The 21,242-nt window shown below is 42.4% G+C and carries 17 protein-coding genes and 1 tRNA gene; 11 read left to right on the forward strand and 7 right to left on the reverse strand.

Annotated features, from left to right (window positions below; genetic code table 11):
• Positions 1-19 precede the first annotated feature (19 nt).
• A complete protein-coding gene (locus POV27_RS13605) occupies positions 20-1,060 on the forward strand; it encodes an alkane 1-monooxygenase (protein WP_272863335.1) in 1,041 nt (346 codons plus the stop codon).
• A gap of 40 nt (positions 1,061-1,100) precedes the next feature.
• A complete protein-coding gene (gene gltX, locus POV27_RS13610; RefSeq protein WP_272863336.1) occupies positions 1,101-2,612 on the forward strand; it encodes a glutamate--tRNA ligase in 1,512 nt (503 codons plus the stop codon).
• On the opposite strand, the gene POV27_RS13615 is transcribed toward gltX, so the two are convergent.
• Positions 2,609-3,286, reverse strand: coding sequence for a hypothetical protein (locus POV27_RS13615; protein ID WP_272863337.1), 678 nt, complete (start codon positions 3,284-3,286; stop codon positions 2,609-2,611). The genes gltX and POV27_RS13615 overlap by 4 nt on opposite strands.
• Positions 3,287-3,404: 118 nt before the next feature.
• Between POV27_RS13615 and POV27_RS13620 the strand changes: the two genes are divergently transcribed.
• The gene (locus POV27_RS13620) at positions 3,405-4,373 is read left to right on the forward strand and encodes an SPFH domain-containing protein (RefSeq protein WP_272863338.1); all 969 of its coding nucleotides are present in this window, start codon (positions 3,405-3,407) and stop codon (positions 4,371-4,373) included.
• A gap of 77 nt (positions 4,374-4,450) precedes the next feature.
• Here the strand turns inward: POV27_RS13620 and POV27_RS13625 are convergent, their stop codons facing one another.
• Complete coding sequence (locus POV27_RS13625) at positions 4,451-6,487, reverse strand: glutamine--tRNA ligase/YqeY domain fusion protein (RefSeq protein ID WP_272863339.1); 2,037 nt, start codon at positions 6,485-6,487, stop codon at positions 4,451-4,453.
• 172 nt (positions 6,488-6,659) lie between these two features.
• Here POV27_RS13625 and folB point away from each other — a divergent pair, with 172 nt between their 5' ends.
• Complete coding sequence (gene folB / locus POV27_RS13630) at positions 6,660-7,016, forward strand: dihydroneopterin aldolase (protein ID WP_272863340.1); 357 nt, start codon at positions 6,660-6,662, stop codon at positions 7,014-7,016.
• A gap of 56 nt (positions 7,017-7,072) precedes the next feature.
• Positions 7,073-7,143, forward strand: a tRNA-Cys gene (locus POV27_RS13635).
• 46 nt (positions 7,144-7,189) lie between these two features.
• Here POV27_RS13635 and POV27_RS13640 read toward each other — a convergent pair.
• The 5 genes from POV27_RS13640 to rnr all read right to left on the reverse strand — a co-directional run bounded on the left by POV27_RS13640 (position 7,190) and on the right by rnr (position 11,984).
• The gene (locus POV27_RS13640) at positions 7,190-7,876 is read right to left on the reverse strand and encodes a LysE family translocator (RefSeq protein ID WP_272863341.1); all 687 of its coding nucleotides are present in this window, start codon (positions 7,874-7,876) and stop codon (positions 7,190-7,192) included.
• A gap of 130 nt (positions 7,877-8,006) precedes the next feature.
• Positions 8,007-8,681, reverse strand: a complete 675-nt coding sequence (locus tag POV27_RS13645) for a head GIN domain-containing protein (protein WP_272863342.1) — start codon at positions 8,679-8,681, stop codon at positions 8,007-8,009.
• A gap of 161 nt (positions 8,682-8,842) precedes the next feature.
• Complete coding sequence (locus POV27_RS13650) at positions 8,843-9,181, reverse strand: hypothetical protein (RefSeq protein WP_272863343.1); 339 nt, start codon at positions 9,179-9,181, stop codon at positions 8,843-8,845.
• Positions 9,182-9,196: 15 nt separating this feature from the next.
• A complete protein-coding gene (locus tag POV27_RS13655; protein WP_272863344.1) occupies positions 9,197-9,688 on the reverse strand; it encodes a hypothetical protein in 492 nt (163 codons plus the stop codon).
• A gap of 91 nt (positions 9,689-9,779) precedes the next feature.
• Positions 9,780-11,984, reverse strand: coding sequence for a ribonuclease R (gene rnr, locus POV27_RS13660; RefSeq protein ID WP_272863675.1), 2,205 nt, complete (start codon positions 11,982-11,984; stop codon positions 9,780-9,782).
• A gap of 81 nt (positions 11,985-12,065) precedes the next feature.
• Here rnr and POV27_RS13665 point away from each other — a divergent pair, with 81 nt between their 5' ends.
• The 6 genes from POV27_RS13665 (at position 12,066) to POV27_RS13690 (ending at position 21,056) form a co-directional block, all read left to right on the forward strand.
• Positions 12,066-12,305, forward strand: a complete 240-nt coding sequence (locus tag POV27_RS13665; protein ID WP_272863345.1) for a DUF2007 domain-containing protein — start codon at positions 12,066-12,068, stop codon at positions 12,303-12,305.
• A 554-nt stretch (positions 12,306-12,859) separates the two neighbouring features.
• A complete protein-coding gene (gene rpiB, locus POV27_RS13670; RefSeq protein WP_272863346.1) occupies positions 12,860-13,291 on the forward strand; it encodes a ribose 5-phosphate isomerase B in 432 nt (143 codons plus the stop codon).
• A gap of 4 nt (positions 13,292-13,295) precedes the next feature.
• A complete protein-coding gene (locus tag POV27_RS13675; protein WP_272863347.1) occupies positions 13,296-14,213 on the forward strand; it encodes a cation diffusion facilitator family transporter in 918 nt (305 codons plus the stop codon).
• A gap of 1 nt (position 14,214) precedes the next feature.
• Entirely contained in the window at positions 14,215-14,655 is a 441-nt protein-coding gene (locus POV27_RS13680) for a GNAT family N-acetyltransferase (RefSeq protein WP_272863348.1), read from the forward strand.
• 139 nt (positions 14,656-14,794) lie between these two features.
• Positions 14,795-16,081: an ammonium transporter gene (locus POV27_RS13685; RefSeq protein WP_272863349.1), complete on the forward strand. Its 1,287-nt coding sequence runs from the start codon at positions 14,795-14,797 to the stop codon at positions 16,079-16,081.
• Between the two features lie 235 nt (positions 16,082-16,316).
• Positions 16,317-21,056, forward strand: a complete 4,740-nt coding sequence (locus POV27_RS13690) for a T9SS type A sorting domain-containing protein (RefSeq protein ID WP_272863350.1) — start codon at positions 16,317-16,319, stop codon at positions 21,054-21,056.
• Positions 21,057-21,242: the final 186 nt, after the last annotated feature.

A 21,242-nucleotide genomic window follows, 5' to 3' on the forward strand; every position in this document is an offset into this window, starting at 1 on the left:
TGCTCCAAGATAGGATATTATGAAAGATTTAAAATATTTAACAGCCTTTAGCATTCCCCTAGTGGCGATTATTGGACTCACCCTTAGGGGAAATTGGGCCTTTTTTACACCCGTATTTGCCTTTGTGCTCATCCCCATTTTGGAAATTTTACTGCCCGTTCAACCTGAGAACTTGAATGAAGAAGAAGTGCTTTCCAAATCGAAAAGCAAGTTTTTTAATGTTCTCCTCTACCTCAACCTTCCTTTGGTTTATGGCATCGTGGGTTGGTTCCTTTGGAGCCTCACCCAAACGACATATACCACCTTCGAGTTATCGGGACTCATATTTTCAGTCGGGATCGTAGTAGGGTCCAATGGTATTAATGTAGCCCATGAATTAGGCCATAGAAAATTGCAATGGGAAAAGACCCTTGGGAAAATGTTATTGCTTCCCTCCTTATACATGCACTTCTATGTTGAACACAACTTCGGTCATCATTTGCATGCCGCTACCCCGGAAGATCCGGCCAGTGCGAAATACAATCAAAGTGTGTATTCTTTTTGGATTACTTCCATGTTCCGTCAATATGTAAGTGCGTGGAAGATTCAGAAGGATCTTTTAAAACGTCAAGACTTATCTTTCTTCAGCATAAAAAATGACATGCTTTGGTATGTGATCTTTCAGCTGGGCTATCTAACTGCCATTTACTTTCTATTGGGGTTCACTGCTGTTTGGGTCGCTGTTGTCTTGGGATTTGTGGGGGCACTGTTGCTGGAGACCATCAACTATATAGAACATTACGGACTTAGTAGAAAGAAACGCGAAAGTGGTCGTTACGAACGGGTAAGTGAGATCCATTCCTGGAACTCCAATCACGTGCTCGGGCGTATGATGTTGTATGAGCTTACGCGCCATAGTGACCATCATTACAAAGCCCATAAAAAGTATCAGTTGTTGGACTATCATGACATCAGTCCACAAATGCCTTTTGGCTATCCTACCTCCATGGTGCTTAGCCTCATCCCGCCACTTTGGTTTTCTATCATGAACAAACGAATTCCCGCGGAGATGAAGCCATAGAATTGTATCTTTGCCCTCTCAAAATTCTAATTCTTTTTTGATGGCTAAGAAAGTTCGCGTTCGTTTTGCGCCCAGCCCAACTGGGCCCTTGCACATTGGAGGGGTTCGTACCGCATTGTTCAACTATCTTTTTGCTAAAAAGCACGATGGTGTTTTTGTACTTCGTGTTGAGGATACCGATCAGACGCGTTATGTGGAAGGTGCCGAAGATTACATCAAGGAGTCTTTGGAATGGCTCAACATTCCTTACGATGAAGGCCCTGGGAAAGAAGGTGGTTTTGGCCCTTACCGCCAAAGCGAAAGAAAGCACCTATACAAGCAATATGCGGATCGACTGATCGCTGAAGGAAAAGCCTACTATGCCTTCGATACTCCCGAAGAATTGGCCGCACAAAGAAGCCAATACGAGGCTGAGAAAAAAACGTTTATCTACAATTGGCATAACCGTCTAAAATTGACCAACTCCCTTTCACTTTCGGAAGCGGAAACCCGAGAGCGATTGGATCGAGGAGACCACTACACCATTCGATTTAAAAGCCCAGAAAATGAAATGCTCCATCTAAAGGACCTCATCCGCGGTGACATCCAGATAGACACTAATACGTTAGATGACAAAGTGTTGTTCAAGAGTGATGGAATGCCTACCTATCACCTAGCCAATATTGTAGATGATCACCTCATGGAAATTACCCACGTAATTCGTGGTGAGGAGTGGTTACCTTCTCTGGCACTGCACCAACAATTGTACGATGCCTTTGGTTGGGAAGCGCCACAATTCGCACACTTATCATTAATCCTAAAACCCAACGGAAAAGGGAAATTGAGCAAACGTGATGGTGAAGCCGGAGGATTCCCAGTATTTCCTTTGGAATGGAATGCGCCCGATGGCGGAACTGCTTCTGGTTACCGTGAGGACGGATACCTTTCGGAAGCTGTGTTGAACATGTTGGCGTTCTTGGGATGGAATCCAGGAACCGAACAAGAACTGTTCGATCTGGAAGGATTGATCCAATCTTTCAGTCTAGAAAAAGTGAACAAAGCAGGGGCTAAATTCGATCCAGAAAAAGCCAAATGGTTCCAACAACAATACTTTCAACAACAGGAAAATGCTTCGCTTGCCACACAGTTTGAATCTTTGTTGAAATCGAAGGGGATTGAAACCTCGTTGCCTGTATCGGAAATAGTTTCCTTGGTAAAGGAACGCGCCACCTTTGTAAGTGATCTTTGGGATCAAGCTTCTTTCTTCTTTGAAGCGCCCACGGCTTTTGATGAAAAAGCTTCAAAAAAGGCCTTTAAAGAGGATACCCCTGCCATCCTTACTAATGTGTTGGGTATTATGGAAAATGTAGCAGAATTCAACGCAGCGACCCTATCGACAGAAGTAAAGGGTTGGATCACTTCCCAGGAAATGGGCTTCGGAAAAGTAATGATGCCCTTACGCCTCTCCTTGGTGGGAGAAATGAAAGGGCCTGATGTTTTCGACATTGCGGCTATCCTTGGAAAGGATGAAACCTTGTCTCGTATTCAGAAAGCTATAGAAACAATCTCCTAGAAATAGAAAATCGCCATCGCAATGATGGTATGCGGATTTCCTTGGAAGTTTACGTTTGGTTCGTTGATGTCTTCAGAATCATTGAGTCGCTGGAAGATGTTAGTTACACCATATTGATATTGTGCGCTCAATCGGAAGTTCTCCAAACCTGCGGTAATACCGCCGGCTACAAAGAAATGTACGCGTGATATGTTTTGTATGTCCTTGGCTTCTAGAGTTTCGTAACCATCTAATATGAAACCTTCGAACTCCTCCTGTTTCAGTTTCATCTTTCCATTCACATTTAAGATAGGTCCAAACTCAAGACTTAAGTGTTTATGAACAATGTTGAAGCTTCCCAGAATATTGATCTGAGCAGATTGAATAGTATAGTCGATTTCCTGTTCAAAAAACCCTTGCTGGGTATTGTTCAAGTCACGCCCTAGGATTTGTACTTCATTCTGCACAAAATTGATTCCGTAGATAAGGTCGAATGCATTGTAAAAGGATCCTCGGGTGGTGAATCCCATCATATACCCGTTTCCTTGCGTGGTCGTGAAATTATCGGTGTCGATATCAAAAAAAGTAAACCCTCCCTGAAGACCCAGGTGGTTGTTTTCATCGAAGTTGCGCTGTGCGATTCCCTGCAGGCTGAAACAGAGTAGAGTAACGAAAAGAATGTTTTTAAGACTCATAAGTGTGGGGTTAAATAAAGGCGCAAAAGTAGCGTATTTTTTGTACCTTCAAAACAGTAATAACAAATACTTGGTTTACAACGAGTAAACTCTTGGTTAACATTAAAATTTTTATTCTATGGGCGGATATTTATTAGTACCAATTCTCATTTTCGGGTTCTTCATTGCATTGATGTTTGTTTTCATCGTGAAACAACAAACAGCAGCTGTAATAGAACGTTTCGGAAGGTATCAAAGTATACGGAATTCCGGTATTCAGTTTAAAATTCCTGTCATCGACCGCATCGCAGGTCGTATCAACTTGAAAATCCAACAGTTAGATGTAATCGTAGAAACAAAAACGAAAGATGATGTTTTTGTACGATTAAAGATTTCTGTTCAGTATCAGGTAATTAAGGACAAGGTGTACGACGCATTTTACAAGTTGGAAAACCCGCATGACCAGATCACATCTTATGTGTTCGATGTGGTACGTGCCGAGGTTCCAAAAATGAAATTGGACGATGTTTTCGAGCGCAAGGACGACATCGCTATCGCGGTGAAAAAGGAGCTGAACGAAGCGATGATCAATTATGGATTCGACATTATTAAAACCCTTGTTACCGATATCGATCCAGACATGCAGGTAAAAGCGGCCATGAACCGAATCAACGCTGCAGAGCGCGAAAAAGTAGCGGCTGAGTACGAAGCTGAGGCAGAACGAATTAAAATCGTTGCCAAAGCCCGTGCAGAAGCAGAGAGTAAGCGCTTGCAAGGTCAAGGTATTGCCGACCAGCGAAGAGAGATCGCTCGTGGTTTGGAAGAGTCTGTCGAGGTATTGAACAATGTTGGGATCAATTCCCAGGAGGCTTCTGCGCTAATTGTAGTAACACAACACTACGATACGTTGCAGAGCATCGGTGAGGAAACCAATAGCAACCTTATCCTATTGCCAAACTCTCCACAGGCAGGAAGTAATATGTTGAATGATATGATTGCTTCTTTTGTGGCCAGTAATAAAATTGGAGAAGAAATGAAGAAGACGAATGCTGCGAAGGGAATTGGTAGGAAGAAAAATCCACCTCCAACAGATGGTGGTTTCGAATAAATAATTTTAAACAATAAGGAAAGCCGCTTTGTCACGTTGAGCGCCGTCGAAACGTCTCGCAAACAAAGCGGCTTTTTCTATGCAATAATTTTAGCTTCTGCAACCAATAATTCGTTCTTATCCTCCATCCCTTTTTGGATGAAGTCTGAAGCTTCTGGGGTTCTTTCCACTCCTTTTTCCAACAGCACGCCCAAAGTAATCATGGCTGCTATTCGAGTACCCGCTTTTTTAGCAGCTGTTGCGAACAGGGGTTCCAAGTCTGCATAAGGAACATTGGCAGCCAACTCCTTGATTTTTGCCTTAGCGGCTTCCTGTTTCTCCGTAGGCAAGTTGGTATACTTTTTACCCAAGCGCTTTATTTCTTCTATGGCAGGTCTTTGATGTTGCTGCTGTGGCTTGGGCTGTCCCTGTGGTTTGTTTTCGGTGGGTTTTTTCTTGGCCCAAGAATCACGAAGACCCACAGTTTTGTTGAACACCAAACGCTCGAGCGTACTATCATCATCCACGCTGAAATAACCCAATCTTTGGAACTGGAAACGATCTCCAGGTTGTGCATTTGCTAAAAACGGTTCTATGTGGGCTTCAGAAACAGACAAAGAATCCGGGTTAATGAAATCCATAAAGGTTCTGTCCTTGTGTCCATCGGGTGCTTCATCGTTGAACAGTCGATCGTACACGCGTACTTCCGCCTTCTTTGCATGGGCAATCGACACCCAGTGCAATGTTCCTTTTACCTTTCGCAAACTAGCTTCTGTGCCACTACCACTTAAACTGTCCGGGTCGTAAGAGCAATGGATTTCCGCAATATTGCCATCGGCATCCTTTACCACGTTTTCACCCTTAATGATGTAGGCATTTTTAAGGCGTACTTCTTTGCCTAAGGTCAATCTAAAAAACTTGCTGCTGGCTTCCTCCTTAAAGTCTTCCCTTTCAATATAAAGCTCCTTGGAAAATGGCACCTCATGACTTCCCGCCGTAGGATCCTCAGGGTTGTTTTCGGCAGTAAGCATTTCTTCCTTTCCATCAGGATAATTGGTAATGACCAATTTCACGGGATTCAATACCGCCATTACACGATTGGCCTTCTTGTTCAGATCCTCACGAATGCAGAACTCCAACAAAGAAACATCGATCACATTGTCACGCTTGGCAACACCAGCAGTTTCCACAAACTTTCTTATGGCTTGTGGCGTGTATCCTCTCCTACGCAGTCCGGAAATGGTGGGCATTCTAGGATCGTCCCATCCATTTACAATGCCTTCTTCTACCAACTTCAGCAGCTTACGCTTACTCATGATGGTATAGCTTAAATTCAATCGGGCAAACTCCCGCTGAATAGGCATTCTAGGATATACCTCCTTGCTGTATTGGTATACCTCATCCCGAAACCAGTTGTACAGTTTTCGGTGGGGTTTAAATTCCAAAGAACACAGGGAGTGCGAAATTTGTTCTATATAGTCACTCTCCCCATGGGTCCAATCGTACATGGGATAAATACACCATTCATTTCCTGTTCTATGATGCGATTTGTGGAGTATACGATACATAAGCGGATCCCGCATCAACATATTGGGATCTTCCATATCGATCTTGGCTCTCAACACATGCGTTCCTTCTTCAAACTCTCCGTTCTTCATGCGTTCGAACAAATCCAAGTTCTCAGCTACCGAGCGATCGCGATATGGGCTGTTGGTTCCTACCTGGGTTGGGGTTCCTTTTTGCTCGGCCATGGCTTCACTGGACTGGGAATCTACATACGCCTTCCCATCCTTAATCAACAATACCGCCCAATCGTACAGCTGCTGAAAGTAATCTGAAGAATACAATTCATTCTCCCATTTGTATCCTAACCAAGCCACATCCCTTTTTATAGCATCTACATATTCCTGCTCTTCCTTGGCTGGGTTGGTATCGTCGAAACGAAGGTTAACGGGTGCATTGTACTTTTCACCCAAACCGAAACTAATCCCAATAGCTTTGGTGTGCCCAATATGAAGGTATCCATTGGGTTCGGGTGGGAAACGGAAACGGAGCTTTTTAGGATCCAATCCGTTTTTTAAGTCCTCTTCTATGATTTGCTCAATAAAGTTGAGCGATTTGGTTTCTTCTGCCATTTTTAGTTTTATTACCCCGAGCGTAGTCGAGAGGTTTTTAAGATGTCCCAAACTCACATTAAATTCTCAACTGCCTGCCTGCCGGTCAGGCAAGCGCTCGATCAGACACCTTTAAAACAGCTGCAAAGGTAACCAATAACTTGAAAAAAGTATCTTTGCCAAAACTTTTTACATGAGTACGATTACCCTCAAAAACATCCGTATTTTCACCAACCACGGCTGCCTTATCGAAGAGGAAAAAATAGGGAGTGATTATTTAGTCAATCTCAAGGTGAAAGCCGATTTATCGAAGGCTTCTGAAACCGATCACCTAAAGGATACGGTAGACTATGTTCATTTACAGCATATTGTGAAGAACGAAATGGCGGTCCGTTCTAAGTTGTTGGAACATGTAGGGCAGCGTATCATAGATCGTATTTTTCAGGAAATCGATTTGGTAACCAAGGCCAAAGTCACTATTTCTAAACTAAACCCACCCATTGGGGGCGATGTGGAAGAGGTGAGTGTTACTATGAAGTCCCAACGATAATACGGTTTTATTAGGTTTATTACATGTAATCTTTTTATATTTGCCGTCTACATCATGGCGTCTTGGCCGAGTGGCTAGGCAGAGCTCTGCAAAAGCTTGTACAGCGGTTCGAATCCGCTAGACGCCTCTAAAGAATCCAGCTGAAACGGCTGGATTTTTTTATGGAACAAATCTTAATTTTGAATGGGAAGTTTGGTCTTGGGGATTCGGTCCAGTCCCTTTTGTACCTGATCTGGGAAGATGCCTTCTACCAAAAGAAACATCCCGAAAAGAATGATAAGAATACTGACCCATTTCTTAGTTTTAATAATAAACCGTGGGGTCATCTTGCTTTTCAGTTTTTTCGCCAAAGAAATCTTCGCAACATCGGTAAGAAAAAAGGTTACCAATACAGTTGTAAGAAACAAGAACACCCCGTTTTCTGAAGTAGTTAATGCATTCGCCATGATGAGTGTTCCGATCCAACCGGCCAATACACCGAAGTTTACGAAGTTGAGCAAAAATCCTTTCAGGAATAATCCACCCAAATTTTTCTTCACATTAACCGCATAATGTTCCCGTACGATTTTAATGAAGGATTTTGCCGTTCGTATATAGGATATGATGCCATAGGCAATCAAAATAACACCCCCGAAAATAAGAAGTCCCGGGTCGTCCTTTACTCGTTCCAATATCTTGCTGGTACTAAAATAGGCGATGAGGATAAAAATGATGTCAGCAAAAATAGCCCCTAAATCAAAAAAAAGACCGGCACGAAATCCTTTGGTGATGCTGGTCTCAATGAGGGTAAAAAAAACAGGGCCTACGGCAAAAGCCAATAGGAACCCATACAAAGCTGCATATGGTAAACCCTCAAACATATATGTAAAAGTACAAATTACTTTTGGGCTGTTTGAGGGTTTGTGTGATTATTGATTCTTAGTTGTTACCCTGAGCACGCCTGTACTGAGCGCAGTCGAAGTATCGAAGGGTCTTACGGACAACAAAAAACTAGTCTTTTATAATGATACGTCCACCAGCCAGTCGTTTTTCATCAATTTCCTTTGGGTTTCCGTAAACATATACATCACCTCCTGCAGTGACACGAATTTCAGCTTTATCACTGGCATTGATATCGGCTTCCCCAGCAGCAGTAATTCCTACTTTGGTTCTTTGGGTTAACAATTCGCGACCTTCAAAAACACCGCCAGTATTGATTTTAATTTCCTGACTTTTAGACAATCCAGATGCCTGTACAATTCCTCCAGTCACCGCACGCACCTTGGTTCTATCTACCTGAAGACCCACTTTAATACGACCTCCTTCTTGGGCTTTCAGTTCAATTTCCTCTTGCTCTATCATTGCACTCGCGACGATCTGTGAACCTTCGTTAGCATCTATGGTTTCTATTTCTTTAAAATACACTTCAATGTAAGTGTCTTCGCCACGAAAACGGGTATCGGTTTCCATACGAAGTTTTAAGGTTCCGTTGTGGTTTATCACTTTTACATTATAGGTGTTTTCCCCTTTGATCACTACTTTGTTCTCATCGGATTGAATAAGATTCACAACCATAAGGTCATAAACTTTCAGTTCGTGAAAGTCGCCTACATCTTTTACGACTTCTCGTTGGGCAAATGTGGTTAGGGTTAGTAAGGCCAGTGTGAGGGTTAGAATATATTTCATTGCTATCGTTCTTTATCCACCGAAGTTCAATAGAGTGAAGGTGGGTTATTTTTGTTTTGAGTTCACCAAAGCTTTTGCGAAGGTGAATTGATTTCCCCTTAAAGATGGTCTTTAGAAAGGAATGTTACACAGATATAAACAGAATTTGATATTTATTATTTTCAATACATGGCTATAGGTCCAAAATAATACACTTCTATTTGAAAAATTGTAAATAGAATTGAAAACAAAGTTCCACCAATAAAGAAAACCCATCTAGCCTTATAAAACTTCAATGCTGTATTTAAATAAACCTTGTCATATAATTCGATAAGAATACCTAGTGAAAACAAGATATTAGCTCCGACACCATACACAAACATTCCGATAATCTCAGTCATCCCAAAAGTATCGGGGACAATATTGATAATATATCCAATCCCAACAGCACCAACAATTAAGTTATACCAAACTCTTTTATTGTCCCACCATTTTAAGGAACTCTTAATCGTATCATCCATAATGCAATTAATTGGTTAATTGTCGTCAATAACTACTGCGAACTTTCTAAAAATCAATTCTGGATCCCAATCGTCCATCTCGGTAGGACCATGTCCATGAGAAATATAGTCTACTAACTTTCCATTCTCGAAAAAATACTGACAATTCCAAGGGATCGTATCCTTTGTTGCTTCATCAATATACAATTCTTCTTCAATTGCATATTTCAAACTATCACCTTCAGTATAGTAGATATCCCGATAAAAATAAGGAGGTTCGTACCTTGAATCACTGTAGATTTTAATGTAAGGTTCTGTCTCGCAACCTTGAGTAAGTTCGCATACAACTACGTTTTCATCATCTTTACTACCTATTGTAGCAATCGCATAATCTATATCACAAAAACCCAAGTTTCTGGTCACATCCTTCCGAATCTTCTTCCTATATTCCTGAGTTCTCCCGAAAGACTCTTGACTAAATACATTTAAAAAACATAGAATAAAGAACAATGAACATAGGTATTTCATGGCATAGTGAATTTATTGTTTTCTATTCACTCAAAAACCTAACCGAATTGAATTGAATCCCCTAAAATTTCAAGAATCTTGGTTTTCTCACCTATTCTCTATGCCCCAACATCGTAAAGTCCAAATGCTTTTTCATTAGATCTGCATTCTTCACTTTTACATACACTTCATCACCAAGGGTATACGCATTTTTGGTGCGGTCGCCTATTACTGCAAATTCATCTTTGTGAAAGGTATAATGATCATCCTGTAAATCGCCCAAACGAACCATCCCTTCACACTTATTGGAAATGATTTCTACATAGATACCCCATTCGGTCACTCCAGAAATTACACCCAAAAATTCTTCATCTTGATGGTCCTTCATATACTTCACCTGCATATACTTAATGCTATCACGCTCAGCATTGGCTGCCAATTGTTCCATATCACTGGAATGTTGGCATTTATCTTCATAGGTTTCTTCCTTGGCACTTTTGCCACCATCCAAATAATACTGCAATAATCGATGCACTATCACATCAGGATATCGACGGATAGGAGAGGTGAAGTGGGTGTAATAATCGAATGCCAATCCGTAATGACCAATGTTATTGGTAGTATAAACAGCTTTGCTCATACTACGAATGGCCAAAGTATCGATCATATTTTGTTCTTTTTGGCCCTGCACATCTTTCAATAATTTATTCAAAGAAGCTGCAGTACTTTGTCGATCTTGAGTATTCAATTTATACCCAAAACGTCTAATGATATTTTCCAGCTGGGCAATCTTTTCATCATCAGGTTCATCGTGCACTCGATACACAAAGGTTTTCTTAGGATTCTGTTTTCCAATAAAAGCAGCGACACTTCTATTAGCCAATAGCATAAATTCTTCAATCAGTTTATTGGCATCCTTGCTTTCTTTGAAGTACACACCTTCGGGTTCATTGTGTTCATCCAAATGAAATTTCACTTCTACCTTATCAAACGAAATGGCACCTTCATGCATTCGTTTTTTCCTAAGGATTTTTGCCAATCGGTCCAGCTCCAAAACAGCTTCCGCAATATTGGGATCTACATTGTAAGCCTTTCCGGTTAATGAAATGTCATCCGGAATGGTCCTCTCGACTGCGCTCGAGGAGACATTCGATTCAATAATATATTGTGCTTCTTCATAAGCAAATCGGGCATCGCTATAGGTAACCGTTCTTCCAAACCATCGATTTACCACTTCCGCATCCTCATTCATTTCGAACACGGCAGAGAAGGTATACTTCTCTTCATGAGGTCGCAACGAACAAGCGCCATTACTCAATATTTCCGGTAACATAGGTACAACACGATCTACAAGATATACTGAAGTAGCTCTTTCAAAAGCTTCATCATCTAACACAGTTCCAGGTTTCAAATAGTGCGATACATCGGCAATATGAATTCCTATTTCATAATTTCCATTTTCCAACTTCTCAAACGAAAGCGCATCGTCAAAATCTTTGGCATCTTTCGGATCTATGGTAAAGGTCAATATGCTTCGCATATCCCTACGCTTGGCAATTTCTTGGGGTTGAATGGACGTATCCAACTCATTTGCATAGGCTTCCACTTCATGTGGGAATTCATAAGGCAATCCGTATTGAGCCAAAATCGCATGAATTTCCGTGTTGTGTTCTCCAGGTTTCCCTAGGACTTTGATCACAGATCCTACAGGCGATTCACTGTTTTCCTCCCAACCTTCCATCTTCACCAACACTTTATCACCGTCTTTCGCTTTGGCAATTTTACTCTTCGGAATGAAGATATCCGTGTTCATATTGTATCCCGTACATTCTACAAAAGCAAATCGGTCGGACACCGTAATAGTACCGACAAATTCTTTTCGTTTCCGTTGCAAGACTTGGGTTATCTCCCCTTCTATTTTTCCGTTTTTTCTTCGTTTAAATACATACACTTCTACCACATCGCCATGCAAGGCTCGGTTTATGTGTTTGCTTTTCACGAAAATATCATCTTCCATTCCTTCGACCATGACATAACCTTGTCCTCGACTGGTTAGATCTAGGGTTCCAGTATGGTAATTCATGGAAGGGGTTAAAATATATTTTCCTCTTTCTATTTCCTGAAGGGTCCCTTTACCCTGCATTTTTTTCAGGGATTTTATAATATGGTTCCTACCACTGGCATCGCTAACACCTAACTTGGCTGCGATTTGTTTGTAGTTAAGTCCAGTGGATCGGTTTTTTCTGAATATTTCTAAAATGGGTTGTGAGAGTCCTTCTGCGTATTTTTTCTTACTTCTCTTTTTCCTTTTCGGCATGGTTACTGTAATAATTTTCAAAAGTACGTTTATTAAGTGATTGTAGCTTCAATACATCCTAAAATTTAGTAACTTAGTCATATGGAACGCTATCAAACTATTGCTGTTTTTACTTACGCTAGCGAGTACACCGTACTCAAACATTTGCTGCAGCAAAGCGGGATTCGTTTTGTCTTTCAGAACGAAACGACCATTGGCATCCTTCCTTTTCATTCCAACGCCATTGGTGGGATCCAGCTCAAAGTCCACGAAGACGATATCCCCTCTGCACATCAGATCATAGACGATCTCAACAGTTCTTCACATTTACGTATCGTATAGTTTATAATCATTTTCTAAAAAAAGCACTTATCCACTTTTTCAACACTTATTAAAATATCTCTTTTCTTTTTTTTGAAATTTTAATTAAAAATGATGATTATGGTGTGATGTTGAAATGTGGAATAACTTTTTGAAAGATTCTTTTGAATTTCACTTATGCTTTTTTTCGAATAGGTTATGAACAAAAAACCACAAGTACAAACGATTGAAAAATAGGAAATTTCCATTTTCATTCACAGTTGTGAACAAGGTATATCAACAATTCAATTTTAATAAAAATTTTGAAAAATATTGTTGTTAACTGAGAGAAGGCAGCGGAAAAATAGACAATAAAATTAGGTTAACTTTTTTGTGGTTTTCCCGTAATTTTTCAATCTGGAAATTCAAAATAAATCTCCAAATATTTTTATGCTTTTTATGGAAACAAATATGAACAATGTTGTTAACTAAATTATTACGGTAGTTTTAAGAAAATGTAAAGAATTGATAATATTGGGATTAGAAATAAATCGATAAATGAACTCCTTGGAGTATCTTTGCACAAAACCTTCAATATGAAAATCGCCATAGGAAACGACCACGCAGGAACCGATTATAAATTCGCCATTGTTAAGTACCTCGAAGATCAGGGAATCACCGTAGAAAACCACGGTACCGATTCTTTTGATAGTGTAGACTATCCCGATTTTGTGCACCCTGTGGCCAAAGCTGTGGAGGAAAACAATGTGGATTGGGGTATCCTTATTTGTGGAAGTGCCAACGGTGTCGCCATGACCGCGAACAAATACCAAAAAGTACGCGCGGGTCTTTGTTGGACCAAGGAAATTGTGGAACTTATCCGACAGCACAATAACGCCAACATTATCTGTATACCGGCACGCTTCACTGCCATTCCACAAGCAGTAGAAATGGTAAAGACTTTCCTAGCCACAGAATTCGAAGGCGGTCGCCACCAGCGACGAGTCGATAAAATAGCCTGTTCCTAATACCATGGCACATTCCCACCACCATCACCATCATCATGACCACGGGGAGGTAGCGGGAAGAAATTTGCTGATCTCCATTGTTCTTAATCTTATCATTACCGTTGCCCAAGCAATTGGTGGATTGATTTCTGGCAGTCTTTCCCTATTAAGTGATGCGCTTCATAATTTTAGCGATGTCCTTTCTTTGATAGTAAGTTACATTGCGAGTATTTATTCCAAAAAAGAGGCTTCGCTCGATAAAACCTTTGGTTATAAACGGGCGGAGATTATTGCCGCCTTTGTGAATTCGGCCACGCTCATAGTGGTCGCTGTGTATTTAGTATACGAAGCAGTAGAACGATTTATAAATCCACAAGAGATAGAAAGCGGCTTGGTTATTTGGCTGGCGCTACTCGGAATAGTTGCCAACGGCTTTAGCGTTTTGTTGTTGCAGAAAAATGCCAAGGATAATATGAATATGCGTTCGGCGTACCTACACCTTATTACCGATATGTCTGCTTCGGTAGCCGTGTTGGTTGGTGGATTACTTATGAAATATTTCGATTGGTTTTGGGTAGACAGTGTACTTACTGTTCTCATTGCCATTTACCTAGTGGTAGTAGGCCTAGATCTATTAAAAAGTTCGTTTCAGGTCTTAATGCTCTTCACACCCAAGGATGTAAATTTGAAACAGTTGAAGGAGGCCGTGCAACAATTTCCTGAAATTAAAAACCTACACCATGTACACATCTGGCAATTGAACGAAAAGGAAATTCATCTAGAAGCACATATCGATTTTTACGAAGATATTTCCCTTTCAGAATTCGATCGTATCTTGGTACAATTGGAAGAACTGTTGTATCATGATTTTGGAATTAATCATGTCAACATTCAACCCGAATACGCCAAAAGCGACGCTAAAGAAACGATAGTACAGGATTAATATGGAAATAGTTGTAAAAACTTTCGACCAACTCACCATCGACGAATTATATAATATACTTCAGCTGCGCTCTGAGGTATTTGTGGTAGAACAGGATTGCGTGTATCAGGACATCGACGGCAAGGATCGAAAGGCGCTGCATGTGTTCGGAAAAAAATCGGGCCGCGTTGCGGCCTACACCCGATGTTTTGCACCGGGCATTTATTTTGAAGAAGCAGCCATAGGCAGGGTAGTAGTTTCCGAACCTGAAAGAAAATACGGTTATGGATACGATATTATGAACGCCTCGATCACGGCCGTAGAAGACCACTACCAAACAACACACATAAAACTCTCGGCCCAGACCTACCTTACCCACTTTTATGAACGATTGGGCTTCCAAAAAGTAGGGGAAGAGTACCTCGAAGATGGAATTCCACATATAGGAATGGTAAAATCCTGATTGTTTTTTATCAAAAAATCAAAAACAGGGGGTCTGTTTTCAATATTTTATAAATTTTTTCGATTTAACCCTAAATTTTAGGGGGTGTAAACTCATTTTTTTACATTTATTCCTATAAAAAATTAAAATTTATAGGGGTATGGGTAAAAAAATGAACTTTTATGGATTGATTCTTTTGGTTTTAATCGCATTGTTATTAGGAACCGAATATCAATTTATTGAAAACACTTCCGAAATCGACAAAGGAGACACCGCTTGGATGATCGTGGCCAGTGCTTTTGTACTGCTTATGACACCAGGTTTGGCCTTTTTCTATGGGGGTATGGTGAGTAAAAAGAGCATCATCTCTACCATGCTACAAAGCTTTGTGGCCTTGGGCGTCATTAGTGTCCTTTGGGTAGTGGTTGGATTTAGTCTCGCTTTTGGAGAGAGTATGTACGGGATCATAGGTGACCCTCGGACCTACTTTAATTTCAATGGGGTTTCTGTTTCGCCCAATGCAGACTTTTCAGAAACCATTCCGTTTCTGTTGTTCGCCCTTTTCCAATTAAAGTTCGCGATCATTACACCGGCGCTCATTACAGGAAGTTTCGCCGAACGGATCCGATTTCGCAGCTATATCCTCTTCATGGTATTGTTTTCGTTGTTCATTTACGCACCCTTGGCGCACATGACTTGGCATCCGGACGGCCTACTCCGCAATTGGGGTGTTCTGGATTTTGCCGGAGGAACAGTGGTACACATGTCTGCCGGAATCGCCGCCCTAGCGGGCGCCATTTATTTGGGTAAACGCCGCGAGCGCATTGAAAAACCCGCGAACATTCCGTTCGTGATTTTGGGAACCGGTTTACTGTGGTTTGGTTGGTTCGGCTTTAATGCGGGTTCTGCCCTTGGCGCTAACGCCGATGCAGTCATCGCTTTTGCCAATACGAATCTGGCATCGGCCACCAGTATGATTGCTTGGATATTTTTAGACCGATTTCAAAACCGAAAAATGTCGGCCTTGGGTGCATGCATTGGAGCTATTGTAGGCTTGGTAGCCATCACCCCAGCTGCCGGCTTCGTAACCATTGGTCAGAGTATTTTCATTGGTTTTGTAGCTGCGGTCGTGAGTAATTTTGCCATTCGTTTTCACAAAAAATCCGAGGTCGATGATACCTTGGATGTCTTTCCCAGTCATGGCGTAGGTGGAATCGTAGGTATGCTGCTTACAGGGATTCTTGCGAAGGACGTTGGCCTCATTTATGGCGAGACCCAAACCTTTGTATATCATTGTATAGCTTTAGTGCTTGTCTCCGTCTTTACTTTTTTTGGAAGTTTGGGGCTGTACAAACTTACCGACGTCTTAGTGTCCATTAGGGTGAGGGAAGATCAGGAAGAACGAGGTCTGGACGCTTCCCAACACGGGGAGTTTGTGGAGGCATAACCAAAAAGAGCCTACTTCGGGTTCTTATCTTTCATATAGTTTACTTGTAATTGTGCAGATGGGCGGTTTTTACCGCCCTTTTGTCGATTATTTACCTATATTTGAGTAAGAAAGCCTTAAATCATAATCGTTTGACCCCTAAAACCCCGTGTTTTTCAATCTATGGTTGCTAGGGATGCTATCCCCACAGATTTATACAGAAAGAGAGTTCCCCAAACTTAATACTGATCCTAACATGAAAAAAATTCTACTTTTTAGCGCTTTAGTGCTATCGGCCACCACCCTGTTTTCCCAAGAGTATTTAGAAATGATTCGAGAAGGCACGCATAGCGTGCAGGAAATTCAAGCCGCTGCCGAAGCCCATTTCAATATAGTGGGAACCGGAAGGGGAACTGGATACAATCCTTACAAAAGATGGGAATACAGTGCCCAGCACAGTATGAATGAGGAAGGTTACCTCCCAACCAACGAAGCATTGTTGACCGAATTTTTTGCCGCAAAGGCGGCCCAACAAGAAATGCGCATGGTCGATACCAGCAACTGGGAAGACTTAGGGCCCACCACTTGGAACTCTACATCGGGATGGAACCCAGGCGTAGGTAGAATCACAGCTTTTTCGGTGGACCCTGCAGACCAAAACCACATTATTGTAGGATCGCAAACCGGAGGGGTTTGGAGGACCATTGATGGCGGAACCAACTGGACGGTACTCACCGACTCCTTCATAAATATGGATGTATACTCTTTGGCCATTGACCCAGTGAACAAGGATCTTTATTACTGGGGATCCTCTTCAGGAATCATTTTTGTTTCCACAGATGCGGGAGGCACTTGGAATCAATTAGTGAATTTAGCGGGTTCTGATGTAAACCGAATTTTGATCGACCCTACCGATACCTCAAAAATATTTTGCTCTATCGTAAGCGGAGGAATTTTTCGAAGCACCAACAGCGGAGCTTCTTGGTCAGGAACCTTGACCAGCGAATCCACGGGATATGATTTAGAATTTAAACCAGGCGATACCAACACCATATATGCCTCGGGAAATAGATTTTACGTTTCCACCAATGGCGGAAGTAGTTTTTCTGAAGTATCCTCCTCCTTTAATTCTTCCCAAACAAAAATGATCGCGGTTTCCCCCGCAGATGCCAATGTGGTCTATGTAGTTGAAGAAAATAGCGGAATCTTTGGCGGCTTCTTTAAATCCACCAATAGCGGAAGCACATTCACAGAATTGAATCATACAGGTATCAACTATTTCGGATATAGCGATACCGGAAGTGATAGTAGCGGACAGGCTCCACGAGACATGGATATTGCCGTGAGCCCGCTGGATATTGATGAAGTGCATATTGCTGGAATCCATACCTGGCGATCCTTAGATGGAGGGGTTTCCTTCCAGCTCTCTTCCTATTGGACGGAGTCCGGAGCGGCCAGTAGAAATGTGGGGTATTGCCATGCAGATGTCGATATGCTTGAGTTTGTAGGTGATAAACTATATGCAGGAACCGACGGCGGAATTTTCGTAGCCAATGATTCCGATGGCACCATGAACGACTTTTTCTATACCGATCTTACGTTTGGGTTGGGAATTAGACAGTTCTATAAAATCGGGGTATCCCAAACCGATCCGGAAATCATCGTGGGAGGAGCTCAGGACAATGGGTCGTCCTTTTATAACACCTCTGGAAATTGGTTCGATTGGCTGGGAGCCGACGGTATGGAAAACTTTATAGATAAAGACAATAGCAATATTTTCTACGGCACGTCCCAGAATGGAGTGCTTTATAAATCCACAAATGGAGGGGCTAGCCGATTTAATCTAGCAACCCCGCCAGGAAGTGGAAACTGGGTAACTCCTTTCGAACAAGACCCTACCGACACCGATGTGATCTATGTAGGTTACGATGAGGTATACAAATCGACCAATGGAGGATCCACTTGGTCGGCCATTTCGCAAGACTTCGGACCCAATATGGATTACCTAAAAATTGCACCCAGCAATAACCAGATCATGTATGGATCGGTAGACGGGAATCTCTACAAAACCACGAATGGCGGTACGACCAATTGGACTGCCCTTTCCGGATACAGCGGGTCCTTTATTAACGATATTGCGATTCACCCCACCGACCCGAATCGTGTAGCGATAGCAACCAACAACAGCAACCGCGTGTTTATTTCGGAAGACGGGGGATCCACATGGACTCCTATGCTTTTGAACCTACCAAGTTATACTGCCTATGCCTTGGTGTGGGAGAACTCTGCAGTTAACCGTCTTTTCGTGGGAATGAATTATGGCATTTACTACATAGACGATAATCTTACCCAGTGGCAAATCTTCGCAAACAACCTGCCCAATGTTCGGGTGTATGAGTTGGAAATAAACGAAACCAAGGGGATGATTTATGCAGGAACCTATGGAAGGGGAGTGTTTAGATCCCTACTTCCGGATATTGCATCCGATACGGATGCACCAACGACACCAATTAACTTGGCTGCAGCCAATATCGATGTGACCTCTTTCGACTTGAGCTGGAATGCCTCTACGGATAATATTGGGGTTACGGGATACGAAATATTTCAGGATGGAAGTAGTATCGCAACCTCGGCTACCACCAACTATAGCGTGACAGGATTGAACCCATCGACGACATACGCCTATACCGTTCGAGCTTTCGATGCTGCTGGAAACGATTCCGCTTTTAGTGCACCATTAGATGTGACGACTTTGGCTCCTACCCCCGTTTCTTGTACGAATACCATATCCTCACTGCCCTACAGTGAAAGTTTTGAAACACCCGGGAATCTGGGATTGTGGGCACAGGCTACGGGAGATGATGGTGATTGGGTACAGGATAGTGGAGGAACCCCTTCGACGGGAACAGGACCCAGCACGGGAAGTGACGGATCCTATTATCTGTTTTTGGAAGCCTCCAGCAATGGTTCTCCTGGCGAAATCGGAGCAAATGCCAGCGCTATTTTAGAAGGGCCTTGTATTGCTCTATCGTCCCTTTCGAATGTACAGCTCACTTTCGATTACCATGCCTTGGGAGATAGTATTGGTACAGCCAGCGTAGTTGTTCAAGGGAGTATCTCCGAAGGAATTTGGATCAACCTATATACGACACCTTCCCCATTAACCAGTCAAGATCTTTGGGTTGGGATTACCGTAGATTTAAGCAGCTATACTCAGGACATGAAAATCCGTTTTGTCGGAACCACCGGAGGTGGATGGTCCAGTGATTTGGCGATAGACAATATTGGCTTTGACCAAGCACTTTGTGCAGGCGTAGCAAAAACTTGGAATGGTGCTACATGGAGCCCGGCAGGAAATCCCGGCAGCACGGATGCTGTTATCATTAACGGGAACTACGACACCTCTATCCACGGAAACCTGAATGCCTGTACCCTTACCATAAACACAGGATTTACTTTAGATGTGGCCGCGGACAATTTCATTAAAGTAGAAAACGACATTACGGTAGATGGAAGCCTGCAAGTAGCCCATACGGCAAATGTGGTACAAACCAATGGATCTGCACCCGTAACCAATAACGGAACCATAAACGTACGGGTAACGACCCCGAATTTAGCGAGCCGCGATTTCATGGTTTTGGGTAGTCCCATGACTGCCGAAACACGACAAAGTGTTTGGAGTAGCGCCTTCTTGGTGCTCGAAGCCCTTACACCGAACTTTGTGCCACATCCCGATGTGACGGCCACGTTCCCTGCGGCTGAAAACTTTGCCGATGACAATAATGATTTTTGGAATGCCGTTGCGACAGGAACCATTACGCCGGGTGAAGGATACATTGTGCGTCCTCAAGCTGGATACGGACAGCCCGGAGGTGTTTTCAATTATGATTACCAACTAGGGACACTGAACAACGGAACTGTCAATTTTAATGTACAATACAATACCTCTAAAAATGATAGTCCAAATATTTTGGCCAACCCCTACGCTTCAGCCATTTCCGCCGATGCGTTTATCACCGCGAATTCCATGATCGATGAGGTGTATTTTTGGGAGCACTTAACTGCTCCTAGTCCAGGATTGCCAGGAGCAGGGAACATGAACTTTTCCATGCAAGATATATCCGTTTACAACCTTGCCGGGGGAACTGCTGCTGCTGCCGATCTTACAGGAACACTTACAGAGCCCAACGGGGTAATTGCCACAGCACAAGGCTTCGGAATTAAAGCCACTGCTGCTGGAACGGCCCAGTTTACAAATACAATGCGACTTACATCCGGCAACAATACGCTGCGTTTGGCCCAAGAAATGGATCGCGTGTGGCTTCATGTTACTTCCGAAGAACATGCGCTATACAGCACGACTTTGGTTGGATTCTCTGATCTTACAACTTCTGGTTTCGATCGAGGTTACGACTCCCGAAGATTGGCGAGTGTAGTATCCTTATATTCTCACCTGGATACCGATATTTCAAAAGAAATGGGGATTCAATCCCTTTCCAAACTTCAGGAAGACAGCAAGGTTTCTATAGGATTCTCGAGCCTTGTAACGGAAGAAACCCGTTATACAATTTCCATGGTAAAAAGGGAAGGAGCCCTTATGGAACAAGTTGAGGTATTCTTGCACGATAACGAGTTGGGCGTATTGACTAATCTAACCGAAAGCGACTATGAGTTCACCAGCGAGAAGGGCACCTTTGGCAACCGATTTACCCTGCTCTTCCAAGGGGAAGTATTAGGCGTTGAAGGGATATTGAATGATGTGGGCATCAAGGTATACCCGAATCCAACGACCGGAAGGGTCGAGATTTTATCGACCGCAAACACTTTGGTGGCAAAAGCCGAACTCATGGACTTGCACGGAAGGGTGTTGAAAACGGTACCGGTAAACAACACTTTAGGCACGATAGACATTTCTGAATTTAGTAGTGCGACCTATTTACTGAAGCTTTCTACCGATAGTGGAGTAGAAAGCATCAAGCGAATCGTTAAAGAATAAGTCTTGTTCATATAATTTAAAAAGCCCGGTTCTATCAAGGACTGGGCTTTTTGTTCTTAGAAAGGTTTGAAATCCAATTTTAAGGACTTCTCAGTTTACCGTTAACTTCAAATAGCGACCGAAAACTCCTAAATATCGACCGTTCAGGGTATTCCGAATAGTATCTGGAAGCATTTGTTTTTCCTT

The sequence above is a fragment of the Aureisphaera galaxeae genome (genome assembly GCF_028561275.1).
GTDB classification, from domain to species: Bacteria; Bacteroidota; Bacteroidia; order Flavobacteriales; family Flavobacteriaceae; genus Aureisphaera; species Aureisphaera galaxeae.

Bases quoted from the DNA above. Each gene is read 5' to 3' on its own strand.
- POV27_RS13665 (WP_272863345.1), top strand. From the start codon at position 12,066: ATGGAACGCTATCAAACTATTGCTGTTTTTACTTACGCTAGCGAGTAC.
- POV27_RS13685 (WP_272863349.1), top strand. From the start codon at position 14,795: ATGGGTAAAAAAATGAACTTTTATGGATTGATTCTTTTGGTTTTAATC.
- gltX (WP_272863336.1), top strand. From the start codon at position 1,101: ATGGCTAAGAAAGTTCGCGTTCGTTTTGCGCCCAGCCCAACTGGGCCC.
- POV27_RS13645 (WP_272863342.1), bottom strand. From the start codon at position 8,681: ATGAAATATATTCTAACCCTCACACTGGCCTTACTAACCCTAACCACA.
- POV27_RS13675 (WP_272863347.1), top strand. From the start codon at position 13,296: ATGGCACATTCCCACCACCATCACCATCATCATGACCACGGGGAGGTA.
- POV27_RS13650 (WP_272863343.1), bottom strand. From the start codon at position 9,181: ATGGATGATACGATTAAGAGTTCCTTAAAATGGTGGGACAATAAAAGA.
- POV27_RS13680 (WP_272863348.1), top strand. From the start codon at position 14,215: ATGGAAATAGTTGTAAAAACTTTCGACCAACTCACCATCGACGAATTA.
- rpiB (WP_272863346.1), top strand. From the start codon at position 12,860: ATGAAAATCGCCATAGGAAACGACCACGCAGGAACCGATTATAAATTC.
- POV27_RS13655 (WP_272863344.1), bottom strand. From the start codon at position 9,688: ATGAAATACCTATGTTCATTGTTCTTTATTCTATGTTTTTTAAATGTA.
- POV27_RS13620 (WP_272863338.1), top strand. From the start codon at position 3,405: ATGGGCGGATATTTATTAGTACCAATTCTCATTTTCGGGTTCTTCATT.
- POV27_RS13640 (WP_272863341.1), bottom strand. From the start codon at position 7,876: ATGTTTGAGGGTTTACCATATGCAGCTTTGTATGGGTTCCTATTGGCT.
- folB (WP_272863340.1), top strand. From the start codon at position 6,660: ATGAGTACGATTACCCTCAAAAACATCCGTATTTTCACCAACCACGGC.
- POV27_RS13625 (WP_272863339.1), bottom strand. From the start codon at position 6,487: ATGGCAGAAGAAACCAAATCGCTCAACTTTATTGAGCAAATCATAGAA.
- POV27_RS13690 (WP_272863350.1), top strand. From the start codon at position 16,317: ATGAAAAAAATTCTACTTTTTAGCGCTTTAGTGCTATCGGCCACCACC.
- rnr (WP_272863675.1), bottom strand. From the start codon at position 11,984: ATGCCGAAAAGGAAAAAGAGAAGTAAGAAAAAATACGCAGAAGGACTC.
- POV27_RS13615 (WP_272863337.1), bottom strand. From the start codon at position 3,286: ATGAGTCTTAAAAACATTCTTTTCGTTACTCTACTCTGTTTCAGCCTG.
- POV27_RS13605 (WP_272863335.1), top strand. From the start codon at position 20: ATGAAAGATTTAAAATATTTAACAGCCTTTAGCATTCCCCTAGTGGCG.